General features: G+C 48.9%; 13 protein-coding genes. 4 read left to right on the top strand and 9 right to left on the bottom strand.

Features of this window, described 5'->3' with window-relative positions:
• Window positions 1-114 precede the first annotated feature (114 nt).
• Window positions 115-1,266, top strand: coding sequence for a 6-bladed beta-propeller (locus GFH31_RS09630; RefSeq protein WP_228385754.1), 1,152 nt, complete (start codon window positions 115-117; stop codon window positions 1,264-1,266).
• A 111-nt stretch (window positions 1,267-1,377) separates the two neighbouring features.
• On the opposite strand, the gene GFH31_RS09625 is transcribed toward GFH31_RS09630, so the two are convergent.
• The 7 genes from GFH31_RS09625 to GFH31_RS09595 all read right to left on the bottom strand — a co-directional run bounded on the left by GFH31_RS09625 (window position 1,378) and on the right by GFH31_RS09595 (window position 9,927).
• Entirely contained in the window at window positions 1,378-2,355 is a 978-nt protein-coding gene (locus tag GFH31_RS09625) for a BF3164 family lipoprotein (RefSeq protein ID WP_172970737.1), read from the bottom strand.
• 153 nt (window positions 2,356-2,508) lie between these two features.
• Window positions 2,509-3,486 (bottom strand): BF3164 family lipoprotein, encoded by a 978-nt coding sequence (locus tag GFH31_RS09620; RefSeq protein ID WP_194285229.1) that lies wholly within the window; start codon window positions 3,484-3,486, stop codon window positions 2,509-2,511.
• A 187-nt stretch (window positions 3,487-3,673) separates the two neighbouring features.
• Entirely contained in the window at window positions 3,674-4,795 is a 1,122-nt protein-coding gene (locus GFH31_RS09615; RefSeq protein WP_220452665.1) for a 6-bladed beta-propeller, read from the bottom strand.
• A gap of 742 nt (window positions 4,796-5,537) precedes the next feature.
• Window positions 5,538-6,746 carry a 6-bladed beta-propeller gene (locus tag GFH31_RS09610; protein WP_153497823.1) on the bottom strand — a complete coding sequence of 403 codons (1,209 nt, stop codon included), beginning with the start codon at window positions 6,744-6,746 and terminating at the stop codon, window positions 5,538-5,540.
• Window positions 6,747-7,116: 370 nt separating this feature from the next.
• Window positions 7,117-8,094: a BF3164 family lipoprotein gene (locus GFH31_RS09605; RefSeq protein WP_172970734.1), complete on the bottom strand. Its 978-nt coding sequence runs from the start codon at window positions 8,092-8,094 to the stop codon at window positions 7,117-7,119.
• Window positions 8,095-8,126: 32 nt separating this feature from the next.
• Complete coding sequence (locus GFH31_RS09600; RefSeq protein WP_147386992.1) at window positions 8,127-8,399, bottom strand: hypothetical protein; 273 nt, start codon at window positions 8,397-8,399, stop codon at window positions 8,127-8,129.
• Between the two features lie 253 nt (window positions 8,400-8,652).
• A complete protein-coding gene (locus tag GFH31_RS09595; RefSeq protein ID WP_055202265.1) occupies window positions 8,653-9,927 on the bottom strand; it encodes a replication-associated recombination protein A in 1,275 nt (424 codons plus the stop codon).
• A 66-nt stretch (window positions 9,928-9,993) separates the two neighbouring features.
• Between GFH31_RS09595 and GFH31_RS09590 the strand changes: the two genes are divergently transcribed.
• From GFH31_RS09590 to GFH31_RS09580, 3 genes are all read left to right on the top strand, one after another.
• Complete coding sequence (locus GFH31_RS09590) at window positions 9,994-10,497, top strand: metallophosphoesterase family protein (RefSeq protein WP_055202267.1); 504 nt, start codon at window positions 9,994-9,996, stop codon at window positions 10,495-10,497.
• Window positions 10,498-10,551: 54 nt separating this feature from the next.
• The gene (locus tag GFH31_RS09585) at window positions 10,552-13,101 is read left to right on the top strand and encodes an ATP-dependent Clp protease ATP-binding subunit (protein ID WP_118458197.1); all 2,550 of its coding nucleotides are present in this window, start codon (window positions 10,552-10,554) and stop codon (window positions 13,099-13,101) included.
• A 140-nt stretch (window positions 13,102-13,241) separates the two neighbouring features.
• Window positions 13,242-14,630, top strand: coding sequence for an MATE family efflux transporter (locus GFH31_RS09580; protein ID WP_118458242.1), 1,389 nt, complete (start codon window positions 13,242-13,244; stop codon window positions 14,628-14,630).
• Here GFH31_RS09580 and GFH31_RS09575 read toward each other — a convergent pair.
• Window positions 14,614-15,543, bottom strand: coding sequence for a ribonuclease Z (locus GFH31_RS09575; protein ID WP_101571493.1), 930 nt, complete (start codon window positions 15,541-15,543; stop codon window positions 14,614-14,616). The two genes, GFH31_RS09580 and GFH31_RS09575, sit on opposite strands and share 17 nt — an antisense overlap.
• 11 nt (window positions 15,544-15,554) lie before the next feature.
• A complete protein-coding gene (rpsA, locus tag GFH31_RS09570; RefSeq protein ID WP_153497822.1) occupies window positions 15,555-17,426 on the bottom strand; it encodes a 30S ribosomal protein S1 in 1,872 nt (623 codons plus the stop codon).
• Between the last annotated feature and the right edge of the window lie 101 nt (window positions 17,427-17,527).

Below are 17,527 nucleotides of genomic sequence, written 5' to 3'. Positions count from 1 at the left end.
TTAAACATGCTTGATCTAAAAAACGCTAAATCCGTACTCGATCATTTCATTCGCTTATCTTCGATATGTTTTCTATTATCGTCCTGCTCAGGCCCGCGGCAGGACGATAATCTCATGGAAAACAAAAATTTATACTCAATCGACCTCGATCATTCAACAAAGGAACGATCGTTTGTATTCTCATCTATTTTCTGTGATTTGGAAACTATAATTCTCGACTCGGAAGAGAAAGTCATCGGAAATATAGACAAAATACAAGCGGACGACAGCATCATTTATATTTTGGACATCAATATTTCCAAAGGCGTCTTTAAATATTCGCGCAACGGAAACTATATTCAGCAAATAGGAAACATCGGTTCCGGTCCCGGAGAATACATAAAACCCTTCGATTTCACCTTGGATCAGAAAAACAGAATCATCTACATTCTCGACGGGCCAAGACAACGGATCAATAAATACGAAATGACATCGGGCAAGTATCTCGGACATTTCGAAATCAATAAAGACGATCCAATAAGAAGTTACCACATCCAATATAACGACGGAGTTATTTTCACGGACGTATATACGTTGGCTCCATCGAAACGGGACTTTTTATTACAAAAATTAGACACCTGCAAAGGCAAACAACAAAGTACTTTTTTAAATGCAACGCAGTACAACAAAGGATGGAAGAATCCCAGTTATATCCATGACCATGTTTTTTACACCGTGAACGAAGAATCTTCACGGTTCATGCAAGTATTCATGAATACCATTATTTACATCAGCCGCGAAAAGGTAATGCCTTACCTTTCTTTGCAAAGCGAAGATATCATGACCGCGGAAGATATAGAATCGATTGAAAAAGACGCTCCAATCCATTCGGTATTCGATTACATATTTTCAAAAAATAAGATTTTCGATATCAACAGCTATTTCGAACACGACGGTCGTATCTACTTCGTATATCGCAACGGCCTGACTTCGACTTTTACTACGTACGATACGGAAACGAACGAAACGAAACTATACGACACGATTGCCGACGACCTGCTTTTTGAAAAAGATAATATGCACGTATGGTTTCCTAAGTTCGGCTGCGCCGGTAACGAGGGTGTATATTATTATGTCAATACAAATGCAATAGGAAATTTCATGGAGGGCTTTTCCCTGAATCTATTTTCCAAAAACTTAAACAAATCGGATAAATTGAAAAAAATGAAGGACGATGCCAATCCCGTGATATTTTTCTATAAATACAAAACCCTGCCGGATGAATAAAACCGTCGGCAAACGTTCCGATCAGTTCGATAAAATGCTGTACGGTTCCAGCCGGTCACAGCAAAAAAATACGTAATCGTCACTTCCCCTCCCGCCGACCGGGCAGCCGTCCTACAAATCATACCGGAGCAACGTATCCATGCAGGAAGGATGCGTGGCGTAGATACAATTGTTCTTCTCGTCCGGATAAAAAAACAGCGGCGGCATATCGAACCGGTAACGAACCACCGGATTGCCGTCGTAATCGTACACCTCGATCGTATTGCTCGGATTTTTACCTTCCGCATTCCGTTCGCCTTTGAACAGAGCATAAAAATATTTTTTACCGGCAAAGGCGCTTACATAATACAATTCCTCATCTTTAAACGTCGGCTGTTGAAGCTTATACTCCCCCACGATCCGCTTTTTCAATTCCAGAGTCTCCAGATCGTACAGATCGATCTGATTTTTATACAGATATACATAAACGATCACGGAATCGTTCGCAGCCATCTTGCCCCTGCTAAGATCCCACGCAAGTTCCTCTTGAGGACTCTCTCTTTCCATTTTCAATTCGCCGATCATCTCGTTTTGCCTCAGATTGTACTTTTTAATCGAATACTGGGGAGGCATAACGGTCTGGTAAACCAGCACAGAATCCTTCAACAAATGCATACTGTTAAAAGCCTCGTGAAAAGGGAGAGCGTACCGTTCGGTGAGACGGACACCGGCAGCGGGATCGACTGCCATCGACTTGAGATACCGAAGACCGTAACCGAACACATATATGCTGTCGGTTTGCGAATCTATCAGAAAGGGGATACTCGGAAACTCATCGGGCCCGTTTCCTTTATTCCCGGTCGCACAAACAAACCGCAAATCGGGTGCGGAGTAAACGAACAACATTTTCGGAGACAGAATACTCTCAATGAGAAGATAATCCCCCTTTTGCAGCATGTGTCCGGGATTCATCGTTTCACCCGCCGGAATACGGACGGCCCGGATCTTTTTCTCCTGCGGAAAGGCCCGCTTTGCAGTAACGACCGTATCGCGGTTGCCGCACGAAAAAAACAGTACGGCAAACGACAATACCCATAAAAGTTTCCTCATAATCCGCGCAGACATTTATATATAGCAGTATCCTGCCAAACTTTCGTGAAGTTACTCTTTTAGAAGCGAAAAGCAAAATTAAAGCATCGTTAAAATTGACTTTTAACGATGCTTTAATGAGAAAACGTCGATTCTTGGGGTAGAAATGAAAATTTATAAATCATACCGGAGCAACGTATCCATGCAGGAAGGATGCGTGGCGTAGATACAATTGTTTTTTTCGTCCGGGTAAAAATACAACGGCGGTATATCGAACCGGTACAGAGCGACCGGATTGCCGTCGTAATCGTACACTTCGATCGTATTGCTGCGGTTTTCGCCTTTTTCGGTTCGCTCGCCTTTGAACAAGGCATAAAAATATTTATCCCCCGGAATAACCCCCAAATAATACAATTCTTTATTCCGAAATGCAGGCTTCTGAGGTTTATAAACTCCGACGATCCGCCGCTTCAGCCTGAAATCCTTTACATCATAAATATCGATCTGGTTTTTATACAAATAAACGTATATCATTACCGAATCGTTAGCCGCCATATACCCCCTGCTGGTATCGAACGTAAGTTCACTTTCGGGGGTTTCCCGTTCGATCTTCAGTTCGTCTATGCTTTTACGATTTTTCAGATCATACTTGTAAACCGCATATTGAGGAAGCATAACCGTTTCATACAAAAGCACCGAATCATCAATCAAATGCATATGGTTAAAAACTTCGTGCAACGGAATTTCATAACACTCCGTCAAATGGACACGAGCCGCCGAGTCCACCGCAAGACTTTTCAAATGCCTATGAGCATATCCAAAAACATAAAAAGTATCCGTACGCGACTCTACCAAAGTAGGAAATGTAGAAAATTCTTCCGGGCCTCTCCCCTGATTTCCGGTCGCACAAACGAACCGCAAATCCGGCACAGTAAAGACAAACAATTGTTTTTTTGGCTGTCCGCTCCGAACAAGCAAATAATCCCCTTTTTGGATCATGTAACTAGGATCCATCACGTCACCCACCGGACATTTAACGGCTTGAATTCTTTTTTCCTGAGGGAAAGCTCGCTTCGCCGTAACGGCCGTATCGCGATCGCCGCACGAAAAGAGCGGTACGGCAAGCGACAATACCCATAAAAGTTTTCTCATAATCCGCGCAGACATTTATATATAGCAGTATCCTGCCAAACTTTTGTGAAGTTACTCTTTTGGAAGCGAAAAACAAAATAAAAGCATTGCAAAAAGTCGTTTTTGCAATGCTTTTACCGTTAGGACGATACCGCCCCCCCGACACTAAATCAAAACGCCGGCCAGGCTAAACTCTCTACAAGAACCGCTAATTTTTATATTCGTAATAAAATATTACCGGATTCGAATTTTCATCCAACTGTTTCAACTCATCCAGATTATCCAGTTTCGGAGACAAAACACCGTCCACCGCACACGACTTCAAATTACCGGACGGATTATTGTCATAAAAATAGACACCCTTATCGGTCGTACACCCCAGAACAGTATACAACGTCATCGAAACATCTTTTTTAAAAAGCAGATCATCCTTAATGCCTCCGACCAATTTGGTTTCTTTCGTTTTAACATGATACACGACAGCATCGGCTTTGCGTCCGTCGTAATACCCGAAATAAATAAAACTCCCTTTCTTTTCGATATAATCGCTTATGCCGAAAATTTTCCCCGCAGAAAACAGTGTCATTAGAAAGGTCGGACTCATCTTATCCTTTTCAAATTTTTTCCAATCTTTCGCACGCATCCACTTCTCCGTTTTGACTACCAGATACGGTTTCACCTCTTTCGAACTAACATAGATAACCGTATCCATAAATCGCTCTACGAAACGCGAGGACTCCCGATCGACGGAATAAAAAACCGTAGGCTCAATTTCTTGCAGATTTTCCCACCTCTGATTATAGAGGTTATTCAGATAAGCGTTCTGCTGCACGCCCGTGGCAGTATCTATTTTTTGCAGCAAATAACTCTCTTTGGAAGATTGTCCGAAAAACGCGTCCGCAAACAAAGCCCCTTCATTGTACTGAATATGATAACTCCGGGTACCGCCTTTGGGGTTAACCGTAATATATCCGATAAATTTCCCCGTCCCGATATCATATTTATTAATCCGTTGTTTGCTCCCGTCGAGTATAAACAACTCGTCGTTTTTTTGATCAAGGCTGAAATCGAACGGGGCGATATACTCTCCGGGGCCGTTTCCGACACTGCCGAACCGGCGGACAAACGCCCCGTCACTCGAAAACAGATAAACGCCTTTGGTTTGGTTCCGGTCCAGCACGAAAATACCGTCACGACCCACCTGCATTTTACTGATCTCGCCGATCAGGACACTGTCATTTGCACCTAAGACCACCGTTTTCAATTTTCCGAATACAGCGGAATACACAATGTTTTCCCTATCAGCGTGATCAATATCGACAACGTACAAATCGTTGTTTACAGTTAAAGGAGTTTCACCCCGAGTGCGATTGTTACAGGCACATAAAATAAAGACGACAATAAAACAGCATACCCTTAGCATAACATTCAAAATAAACATAATCCAAATGCATAACTAACAATCCATATCCAAAGTGAGATCGGAATAACCGGTCACATATCCCTCACAATCATACGTAGTACTCACTGTCCCGGACTTACAGGGACCTGAACCGTCTCCCTCGCAACTATATGTTGTTATTATCGCAAACGTAGATTCAAATTTCCCATCTCCATCACAATCGGCACGCATAATACTAGGGACATTTTTTTGGCAAGATCCTGAAGCACCCCCTTCTTCACCCGCAGTCAAAACCTCAACATTTTTCAGCAAGAGAGAAACGTCCTGAATATTACTATTTCTGTTATTCGACGCAACACTGATTAAAACAACAACGATAAAAGAAATTACGGCAAATAATATTTTTTTTCATTCTTTTAAATTAATTCTCATTAGATTACACAACCATTTAAATAAACTCTGATTTTACATACGTTTTTTCTCACATTTCTACTTTATCCATAGGCATTCTTATATTGGTTTGTCTTTAAAGTTACATTATCCTTTCGCAAAAAGCAAAATAAAAGCATTGCAAAAAGTCGTTTTTGCAATGCTTTTACCGTTAGGACGATACCGCCCCCCCCGACACTAAATCAAAACGCCGGCCAGGCTAAACACCTTTCAAAGACCATTAATTCTTATACTCATAATAAAATATCACGGGATTCGAATTTTCATTTAAAACTTTCAATTTATCTAGCCCTTCCAATGTCGGAGACAGCACCCCACCTTCAACCCATCCTTTCAAATTTATAAAAGGGGCATTATTAAAATAATAATATTCACCCTCACCTGTCGAACAACCGAATTGCGGCATTAATGCCTGTGCATTTTCACTAAAAAGCAGGTCATCCGTCATTAAATCAAATAACGTCGTATTCCCCGTTCTGGTGTCGAACGCAACAAAAACAATCGTTCCTCCCTTCATATACCGAAAATAAATAACATGATTATGTTCCCTGTAATCATGGATACCATAGATCTTGTTTGTCTGAAAAAGTTGTGCCTCCAGCGGTAATCGGGAATTCATATCCACAACTTTTAAATCCTGCGGACGTAACAGATCCTCGCTTTGCAAAGCCATATAAGGCATTACTCCTTGGGAACCGATATAAAATACAGTATCCATAAACTGTTTCACGAATCGGTACGCATTCTTCTCTCCCGGATAAAAAACTTTACTATCTATCCGTTCCGGATCGTGCCACTGTTTATTGTATGCCGAACTCATATAAACACCATCACTCTTTGCTGTCGAAAGATCAATTCGCCGCAACAAACCATCCGTAGCCGGTTGCTCATCAAAACAATACAGATCTACAAACAATGATCCGTCTGCCCACTGTATCCGATGGCTCCGAATCCCGGACTCTTTGTCCAATGCAATTGTTTTCTGGAATTTCCCATCGGAGATATTGTATTGACTGATCGTTTGTTTTTGATCGTCGAGTATATAAATCCGACCGTTCACCATATCCAGTGAAAAATCACCCGGAACGATATATTCGCCCGGCCCATTCCCCCGACTTCCGATCTGCCGTACGAATACACCGTCACGCGTAAATTCAAATACTCCTTTAGCTTGATGTCTATCTAATATAAAGATGCGATTATTCAAACCTTGTATTTTGTCAAGACTTCCTATCCACACCGATGTGTCCAGAACAATAGCATTCGCTTTTTGAAATAACGAAGACATGAATAACACTTTTTCTCGCTCCGCACGATCGACATCGACAACATACAGACTGTCATTCCGTAAAACCCCACTCGTCCCGGAATTCGTAGAACAAGAAATCCAGAAGACGAACAAACAAATACAAAAGAAAGAAAACTTCATTTTTACACATTTAGAGAGTCTTTCCCAACAAACGCTTCGACCCCACTCGACCGAAATCAGCCACAAACGATTACTCTCGTATAATCATTAGTGGATTGCATATATCCTTCACAATCAAAATAGACATTACCATTAAACTTCTCAGTCTCATTTTTTTTAATTAATAAAATTATACAACTATTTCAATCAATTTTGATTTCACATACGCTTTCTCTCTTACATTTCTACTTCATCCATAAGCATTCTTATATTGGTTTGTCTTTAAAGTTATATTATCCTTTCGCAAAAAGCAAAATAAAAGCATCGTTAAAAGTCAATTTTAACGATGCTTTAATGAGAAAACGTCGATTCTTGGGGTAGAAATGAAAATTTATAAATCATACCGGAGCAACGTATCCATGCAGGAAGGATGCGTGGCGTAGATACAATTGTTTTTTTCGTCCGGATAAAAATACAACGGCGGTATATCGAACCGGTACAAAGCGACCGGATTGCCGTCGTAATCGTACACCTCGATCGTATTGCTCCGGTTTTCGCCTTTTTCGGTTCGCGCGCCTTTGAACAAGGCATAAAAATATTTATCCCCCGGAATAACCCCCAAATAATACAATTCTTCATCCCGAAATGCAGGCTTCTGAGGTTTGTAAACTCCGACGATCCGCCGCTTCAGCCTGAAATCCTTTACATCATAAATATCGATCTGGTTTTTATACAAATAAACGTATATCATTACCGAATCGTTAGCCGCCATATACCCCCTGCTGGTATCGAACGTAAGTTCACTTTCGGGGGTTTCCCGTTCGATCTTCAGTTCGTCTATGCTTTTACGATTTTTCAGATCATATTTGTGAACCGCATATTGAGGAAGCATAACCGTTTCATACAAAAGCACCGAATCATCAATCAAATGCATATGATTAAAAGCTTCGTACAACGGAATTTCATAACGTTCGGTCAAATGGACACAAGCTACCGAGTCCACCTTCAAACTCTTCAAATGTCTGTATGCATATCCAAAAACATAAAGGGTATCCGTACGCGACTCGACCAACATCGGAGGGAAAGGAATTTCGTTGGGCCCTTTCCCTTTATTTCCAGTTGCACAAACAAAATTTAAATCCGGCACTGTAAAGACAAACAATTGTTTTTTTGGCTGTCCGCTCCGAACAAGCAAATAATCTCCTTTTTGGATCATGTAACTAGGATTCATTACGTCACCCACCGGAAATTTAACGGCTTGAACTCTTTTTTCTTGAGGGAAAGCCATTTTCTCGGTTATAGTCACCTTTTGACGACAACTGGAAAACAACTGAGAAGCAAACAGCACAGCCCATAGAACTTTTCTCATACAATAAATTCGAGAAGAATAACAAGTTTCAATTACAGAGAACATTCACTCGGATCAAATGTATTCGACGCATCAACATAACCACATGATCCACAATATCTAACACTGGAAATCGTTTTTGAAGTATCAAAATAAATCCCATTACTACAAGGATATTTAAATTTTTCCGAACTTTCATCCCCAGACAAGGCCTCCACATTCTTTAACAATAAATCACCAACATTAGGATCATTACGCTTCATATGCATCGTTACCGCAATAAATCCTCCGCTTAAAAGGATAGCTGCCAAAATACTTTTTTTCATAATTTTTTTCTTTAAATTCAATAATCCACATCAATTCATTTACATTTAATTACATTCTAAATTTTTCAGAACAATCGATCCTAGGCATTCTTATATTGGTTTGTCTTTAAAGTTATATTATCCTTTCGCAAAAAGCAAAATAAAATACCGCAAAAAGAACTGAAAAAAAACTTTTGCGGCATTAAACAATCGGAAAAGAATATTTCTAAGGTGTTTTTTAAAATACCATATTATGAAGATTTACTTCTAGCTATCAATACTTTCCTTTCCAGAGTTTTTTGATCCGCTGTTCAATTTCGCGCTCTTTCGGGTTGTCGGCCGGATCGTAGAACCGGCGGCCTTCCATGCCCTGCGGCATGAACTCCTGGTCGGCGAAGTGATCTTCAAAGTCGTGGGCGTACTTGTAATTGTCGCCGTAGCCGAGATTTTTCATCAGCCTGGTCGGCGCATTGCGGATGTGCAGCGGGACGGGATGGTTCGTCGTATCCTGGTTCACGAATTTCAGCGCCCGGTCGATCGCCAGGTAAGCCGAATTGCTCTTGGGACTGGTAGCCAGGTAGATCGTCGCCTCGGCCAGCGGGATGCGGGCTTCCGGCATACCGACCTTGTGCACCGTTTCGAAACAGGCGTTGGCCAGCAACAGCCCGTTCGGATTGGCCAGACCGATATCTTCCGACGCCAGGATCACCAGCCGCCGGGCGATGAACTTCGGGTCTTCGCCGCCGGCGAGCATCCGCGCGAGATAATAGATCGCCGCGTTCGGATCGCTGCCGCGCACCGATTTGATAAAAGCCGAGATTACGTCGTAGTGCTGTTCGCCGTTTTTATCGTACAAAGCGATATTTTGTTGCAAACATTCGGTCACGTTTTCGTCGTTAATGACGATCTCTCCCTCGGTAGCATTGCAGAGAATATCGATAATGTTCAGCAGCTTGCGGGCGTCTCCTCCGCTGAAACGGAACAGCGCCCCGGTCTGTTCGACCCGCACGCCCCGCTCCCGGAGCACCGTGTCGGCAGCGACGGCGCGATCCAGCAATCGTTGCAGATCGCTGTCCTCCATCGCTTTCAGCACATAGACCTGACAACGCGACAACAGCGGCGAGATCACTTCGAACGACGGATTTTCGGTCGTCGCGCCGATCAGCGTAATCACGCCCTGCTCGACGGCGCCGAGCAGCGAATCCTGCTGAGACTTGTTGAAACGGTGGATTTCGTCGATAAACAGGAACGGCGCCGGCGTATTGAAGAAATGACTCTTGCGGGCCTGCTCGATCACTTCGCGCACCTCTTTTACGCCGGAATTGACCGCCGACAGCGTGAAAAACTTCCGGTCGAGAGCCGTCGCCACCAGCCGCGCCAGCGTCGTCTTGCCGACTCCCGGCGGTCCCCACAGGATAAACGACGGCACGTTGCCCGTCTCCAGAAAGCGGCGGAACACCCCGCCACCGCCGACCAGATGGGCCTGTCCGACGTAGTCGTCGAGCGACTGCGGACGCAACCGTTCCGCCAATGGTATATTTGTCTGCATAAAGAAAAAATGTTATCTTTACAAAGGTAATCGTTTTCCCGCACAATTTTTAAGATCGCACCGGCTTTGAAACGCATAGGAATTCTCTCGGACACGCATGGTATTTTCGATCAGCCTCTTCGGAAATTTTTCGAAGACGTCGACGAACTATGGCATGCCGGAGACTTCGGCTCCATCGAAACGGCCGACGCCATTGCCGCCTTCAGGCCGCTGCACGGCGTGTACGGCAACATCGACGGAGGGCAGACGCGCGTGGCATTCCGGCGGTGGGAGCTGTTCGAATGCGAACAGGTTCCAGTGATGATAACCCACATCGGCGGCTATCCCGGGCACTATGCTTCCGGGGTGGAAATGCAACTGCGGATGCACCGGCCGAAAATCTTCGTATGCGGACATTCCCACATTCTGAAGGTAATGTACGATAAAAAAAACAGTCTTCTTCATATCAATCCCGGGGCCGCAGGGATTGCTGGCTTTCACCAGGTAAGGACGGCCATACGGCTCGTAATCGACGGAGAGGACATCCGGGAGCTGGAAGTCGGAGAATGGCCCCGGCGTCCGACATCATAATAAACCCGAATATTCCGGCGTTATCTTCACGAAATTAAAATTAGAGAAAACGCTATGCAAGTAAAGCAAACAAAGACGCTGGAGGCTGTTTTTGCGGCAGGATGCCGCGAAGCACGCCGACGTCACGCCGATGAGGTAACCCTCGACCACCTGTTTCTGGCTATCTTGAAACAGGAAGGAGGGCACGCATCTCACCTGCTGAAAAGGTTGCTGAAAGAATGGGAACTTTATCAGATCAAAATACGTCTCGAACGGGAACTGGGCCCGGTCGTTTTGCCGGACACCCCGCTCAACATCTCCTGTCCGGACGTCCGTTTCGACGAAAACGCGCTGCTCGAGCAGATGCGTATGTCCGGCCCCTGCATGGTGCAGGACACCTGTAACACGGGACACCTGTTGCAGGTCATCGTCGACGACCGCAGCTCGCGCAGCTCGCGGATACTGGTGCTGTACAATGTGACTTCGGAAAAAATCGTCTCCTACCTCGGCGACATGCCTCCCAACGAGGACTACTACGAGGATATGCAATATCTCTCGCTGCTCGGCGAAGAGAACGGAGAACACCCCGAACGACTCGTATCGGGAGTAATGCGTATCGCCGTGACCGACGGGCAACCGGCGGCCAAAGACAGTATGCTCGGCCAGTTCGGCGTCGACCTGACCAACTGCGCGGCCGAAGGCAAACTCGACCCGGTGATCGGCCGGGACGCCGAAATCGAACGGGTGATCCAGATCCTCGGCCGGCGCAAAAAGAACAACCCGGTGCTGATCGGCGAAGCGGGCGTCGGGAAGTCGGCCATCATCGAAGGGCTGGCGCTGCGGATCACGCAGAAGAAAGTCCCGCACGCACTGCTGCACAAACGGATCTTCTCGCTGGACGTCGCCTCGCTGGTCGCAGGGACGAAATACCGCGGACAGTTCGAAGAACGGATCAACCTGTTGCTGAAGGAACTCTCCGGCAGCGACGTGATCCTCTTTATCGACGAAATCCACACGATCGTCGGCGCCGGCAGCACGCAAGGGTCGCTCGACACGGCCAACATCCTGAAACCGGCGCTGGCCCGGGGCGAACTGCAGTGCATCGGAGCCACCACCCTGAGCGAATACCGCGAAAATATCGAGAGCGACAGCGCGCTGGAGCGGCGTTTTCAGAAGATCATCGTGGAACAGCCGTCGGCCGAAGAGACGCTGTGTATGCTGAACAACATCAAGAAACACTACGAATCGCACCACTGCGTTCATTATACCGAAGCGGCGCTGGAAGCCTGCGTCCACCTGACGCAACGCTACGTGCCCGACCGCTTCTTCCCGGACAAAGCGATCGACGTGATGGACGAAGCGGGCAGCCGCGCCCACGTGTTCAAAGTCAAGACGCCCGAACCGCTGGCCTCGATGGAACGCGACGTCGAGACGGTATGCGCCGAAAAGAACCGAGCGATCCGAATGCAGAATTACGACGCGGCCGCCACGCTGAAAAACCGTGAAAGCGCGCTGCGCAGCCGCCTGCAAGAGATGGAAACGCAGTGGAAAGAGCAGATGACCCGATGTCCGGTAGAGATCGACGAGCAGGCGATCTGCGAAGTGGTCGCTTCGATGACGGGTATTCCGGTAACGCGCATTTCGGACAGCGAACAGCGCCGGCTCAAAGAGATGGACGCTCACCTCGCATCGGTCGTCATCGGACAGGACGAGGCCGTTTCCCGCGTAACGCGGGCCATCCGCCGCAGCCGGGCCGGGCTGAAGGACGCCAACCGTCCGATCGGCGTATTCATGTTCGTCGGGCCGACCGGCGTCGGCAAGACCCATGTTGCCAAACAACTGGCCAAATACCTGTTCGATAGCGAGGAAGCGATGATCCGCATCGACATGAGCGAATATTCCGAGAAGCACAACGTAAGCCGCCTGATCGGTTCGCCTCCGGGCTACGTCGGCTACGGCGAAGGAGGACAACTAACCGAAAAAGTACGGCGCCGCCCTTACTGCGTACTGTTGTTCGACGAGATCGAAAAAGCGCACAGCGACATATTCAACCTGATGCTGCAGATTTTCGACGAAGGCCGACTGACCGACGGACTGGGACGCCTGATCGATTTCCGCAATACGATCATCATCATGACCTCGAACGTGGGATCGCGGGAGGTTATGCAACGCGGCAAAAGCGTAGGCTACAATACGACCCGCAAGCCGACATCCGACGACCGGAACAGGGAGTCGCTCTACCGCAAGAACCTCGAACGGAACTTCGCCCCGGAATTCATCAACCGGATCGACGACATCGTAACGTTCGGAACCCTGACCGAAAAAGACGTCCTGCGGATCATCGACATCGAACTCGGCAGCCTGAACAGGCGGATCGCCGACCAGGGTTACACGGTCGAAGTGAACAACGCGACCAAACGGTGTCTGGTACGCGAAGGGTACGACCCGCACTACGGAGTCCGCTCGCTGAAACGGGTATTGCTCGACAAAGTGGAAGACCCGCTGGCCGAACTGATCATATCGGGCGAGGTGCACGAGGGCGACCGGATCATGGTCGACTGCAAAAACGGCCAGATCAAATTCACGGTGGTTCCCGGAAACGAAACGCGCACCATAGCCTCCTGAACCGGATAAACACCTTCTATCGAACTCACGAAGAGGCGGAAACCAATGGTTTCCGTCTCTCTTTTTTATGTCGTCCCCGGCGCTTCGGTTGCCAATCCGAAAGATTCGACCTACCTTTGCACTCCGCAAACCGCAACCGCATGAACCGTACCGCCAGCCTCCGCAAGTGGATCCCGCAATACAAAGCCAACCTCGCGCTGGCCGGTCCGGTCGTGCTGTCTCAGATAGGTCAGGTCATCGTACAACTGTCGGACAACCTGATGGTCGCTCGGCTGGGCGCGCTGCCGCTGGCGGCGGTATCGTTCGGCGGAGCCGTCTTCACGATCTTCTTGTTCTGGGGCACCGGTCTGTCGCTCGGCCTGACGCCGCTGACCGGCGAAGCCTATGCGCAGCGGAAAATCCGCACCACCGCAGGACTGCTGCAAAACGCGCTGGTACTCTACTCGCTGGTCGGTCTGCTGCTATTCGGCGTCCTGTGGATGCTGGGCGACCTGCTGGAATACATGGGACAATCGCCGGAGGTGGTGCGGCTGGCCGTTCCTTATTACCGTTACCTGGCATGGAGCATCATTCCCTATATGGTCTACCTCTCTTTCAAGCAATTCCTGGAAGGAGTCGGAAATACGCGCACCGGCATGGCCGTCGTGCTGATCGCCAACGCAATCAACATCGTATTCAACTATTTGCTGATATTCGGCAAAGGCGGATTTCCGGAACTCGGAGCCGCCGGGGCGGGACTCTCCACGCTGATTTCACGGATCTGTATGCCGCTGTTCATGCTGGCCTACTTCCTGTGGAACCAGTCGGTGCGCCGCTATTTCGCCTTCTTTTCCCGTACCGTCCAAACGTGGAGAAACATCCGCCGACTGCTGTCGGTCGGACTGCCCATTTCGGTGCAGGTCGTGCTGGAAGTGATGGCTTTCGCCCTGTCGTCGATCATGATGGGCTGGATCGGCCCTTCGGAACTGGCCGCACACCAGATCGTACTGTCGGTCGGCACGATGGCCTACATGATGCAGGTCGGCATTTCGACGGCGACTACCATCCTGGTCAGTCATGCCTACGGTCGCAAAGACAGGCAAGGCATACGGCTCGCCGCCGCCGGTTCGTGTCATCTGGGGCTCGCTTTCGCGGTCGTCACGATGAGTTGCCTGATCCTGTTCCGATACCGGATCCCGATGCTGTTCACCGACGATGCGGCCGTCGTGGCCATCGCGGGCCAGCTTTTTATCTTCGCCGGGCTGTACCAACTGTCCGACAGTTTGCAGATCATCCTGGTAGGCGTATTGCGCGGTATGCAGGACGTAGCGGTACTGATGAGTTACTCGTTCGTCTCCTACCTGCTGATCAACCTGCCGGTCGGCTACCTGTGTGCCTTCACGCTCGGCATAGGGCCTTCGGGCCTGTGGATCGGGTTCATCTTCGGACTCAGTATCGCCGCATGGCTCTATTACCGCCGCTACCGCAAACTGTCCCGCCGGCAATCGCCCGGACACGGCGGCGACCGTCCGCTTACGGCTCCCGTTTAAGCGGAATCTCGTAACTCGCCCCTTCGACGGCGGCTTCCGCCGCTGCGAATATGCCGCGGGCCTCTTCTACGAGCAGGCTCTCATCCTTATACCGGGACGAAAAGTGTCCGATGAGCAACCGGCGCGCGCCGGCTTTCTCCGCGACCTGCGCAGCTTGCACCGTCGTCGAATGCCCGGTCTGTCGGGCCAACGCTTTATCCCCGGCGGCGAAAGTCGCTTCGTGATACAGCAGATCGACCCCCCCGACCAGCCCGGCCGCACGCGCCGAAGGCAGCGTATCGCTCAGGTAGGCGTAACTGCGCCCCCGGTAAGGCAAATAGGTAAGTTCACCGTTCGGAATCGTCTCGCCGCTGTCCAGCGCGACATCCTCGCCGCGTTTGGCGGCGACACACTGCGCGATCCCGAGCCCATACCGCGCGACCGCCTCTTTGCGGACATTCAGCGGCGGCGTCTTCTCCCGAAACAGGAATCCGGCGGCGGGCACCCGGTGACGCAGCGGCACCGAACGGACTTCGAGCACTTTGTTCTCGTAAATCAACTCGCTGCGGCGCGTCCGCACTTCGTTCCATCGGATTTCATACGGCAACTCCGTATCGAAATAACGCCGGTGGGCCGCCAGGATCTCGTCGAACGGCCGCGGCGCGAAAATCTGCAACGGCGTGCGGCGCCCCGTCAACCCGAGCGTCGAAATCAGCCCGAAAAGCCCGTAAACATGATCGCCATGCAGATGCGAAATAAATACCGCATTTATTTTCAGCGGGTTGATCCCGCAGCTCATCAACCGGGCCTGGGTTCCCTCCCCGCAATCGACCAAAAAAAACTGCTCATGTACGTTCAGTACATGAGCAGAGGGATTCCGTCTCGGAGTCGGCAGAGCCGAACCGCTACCCAATATGGTAACCCGAAACGTCATAGTAATTCATATTATTCGGCCTTTTCAGCTTCTTTTTTCGGTTTGGCTTCGGCTGCGCTCTCTTCCATACGAGCTTTCAGTTCGGCCAGCGAAGAGATGTCGCCGAGAGTCGTCTTTTCGACCGACGCGTTGATCTTCTTCACGGATTCCTTCGCTGCGTCGTCGGCCTTGCGGCGTTCGTTCTTTTCTGCCTGCGCCTCCTGTTTTTTCACCTCTTCGAAAATACGGGTGTGCGACAACAGAATCCGCTTGGTAGCTTTCGAGAATTCGAGCACCTTGAAATCGAGCGTTTCGCCCTCTTTGGCGGTCGTCCCGTCTTCCTTCACCAACTGCCTGGAACCGGCAAAACCTTCCACGTTGTCGCCCAGCGAAATAATGGCGCCCTTTTCGGTCAATTCGGAAACAGTTCCCTGGTGGATCGAATCGACGGCAAACTGCGCTTCGAACGCGTTCCACGGATTGTCCTCGAGCTGTTTGTGACCGAGGCTCAGACGACGGTTGTCCTTGTCGATTTCGAGAACGACCACTTCGATCTCAGCGCCGATCTGCGTAAATTCGGCCGGATGCTTGATCTTCTTCGTCCAACTCAGATCCGAAATGTGGATCAGGCCGTCGATACCTTCTTCGATCTCCACGAACACGCCGAAGTTAGTAAAGTTACGCACTTTGGCGGTATGTCTCGAACCGACGGCGTATTTCTTCTCGATATCGGCCCACGGATCGGGAGTAAGCTGCTTGATGCCGAGCGACATCTTGCGTTCTTCGCGGTCGAGCGTCAGGATAACGGCTTCCACTTCGTCGCCCACCTTCATAAATTCCTGAGCGGAACGCAGGTGTTGGCTCCACGACATTTCCGAAACGTGGATCAGACCTTCTACGCCCGGAGCAATTTCGATGAACGCGCCGTAATCGGCCATAACCACCACTTTGCCTTTTACCTTGTCGCCGACTTTCAGTTCGGTATCCAGGGCATCCCACGGATGCGGAGAAAGCTGCTTCAGACCCAGAGCGATACGTTTTTTGGCATCGTCGAAGTCGAGGATCACGACATTGAGCTTTTCGTCCAGGTGAACGATCTCTTCGGGATGGTTCACGCGGCCCCAACTCAGATCGGTAATGTGGATCAGACCGTCTACGCCGCCCAGGTCGATGAATACGCCGTAGGAAGTGATGTTCTTGACGGTACCTTCGAGAATCTGTCCTTTTTCGAGCTTGGACATGATCTCCTTCTTCTGCGCTTCGAGCTCGGCCTCGATCAGTGCTTTATGCGAAACAACCACGTTGCGGAACTCCTGGTTGATCTTCACGACCTTGAATTCCATCGTTTTATCCACATAGATATCGTAATCGCGGATCGGTTTCACGTCGATCTGCGAACCCGGCAGGAACGCTTCGATGCCGAATACGTCGACGATCATACCGCCCTTGGTGCGGCACTTGATGTAACCCTTGATCACTTCGTCTTTTTCGAGGGCCTCGTTCACGCGATCCCACGAACGCAACTGACGCGCCTTTTTGTGCGAAAGGAGCAATTGGCCTTTCTTATCCTCGGCGCTCTCTACGTAAACTTCCACTTTCTCGCCTACGGCCAGTTCGGGATTGTATCTGAATTCGCCGATCGGAATGATGCCTTCCGATTTATAACCGATGTTCACGACCACTTCGCGCTTGTTCAGACCGATCACGGTACCTTCGACCACTTCGCCGACCTGCACTTTCGAGAGCGTTTGGTCGTATTTGGCCTCGATGTTTTCCTTAGAGTCGTTGTAAACCCCCAGATCGTGTTCGTAAGCATCCCAATCGAACGAGTCGAGATTTACGGGAGCGGCTGCCACCGGTTGAGCGGCTTTTTTCTTTTCCTGATTTTCGTTGTTAGCTGTCATTTGTGTGTTTTGCAAATTAATACGTTAGACATTATTTATAGAGCTTTGACAACAAAGCGGTGCAAAGATAATAAATTATGAAGGATTCACAATAAAGAACG

Source organism: Alistipes sp. dk3624 (assembly GCF_009557455.1).
Classification (GTDB): domain Bacteria; phylum Bacteroidota; class Bacteroidia; order Bacteroidales; family Rikenellaceae; genus Alistipes_A; species Alistipes_A hominis.
This window is presented reverse-complemented; position numbering and strand designations above follow the sequence as displayed.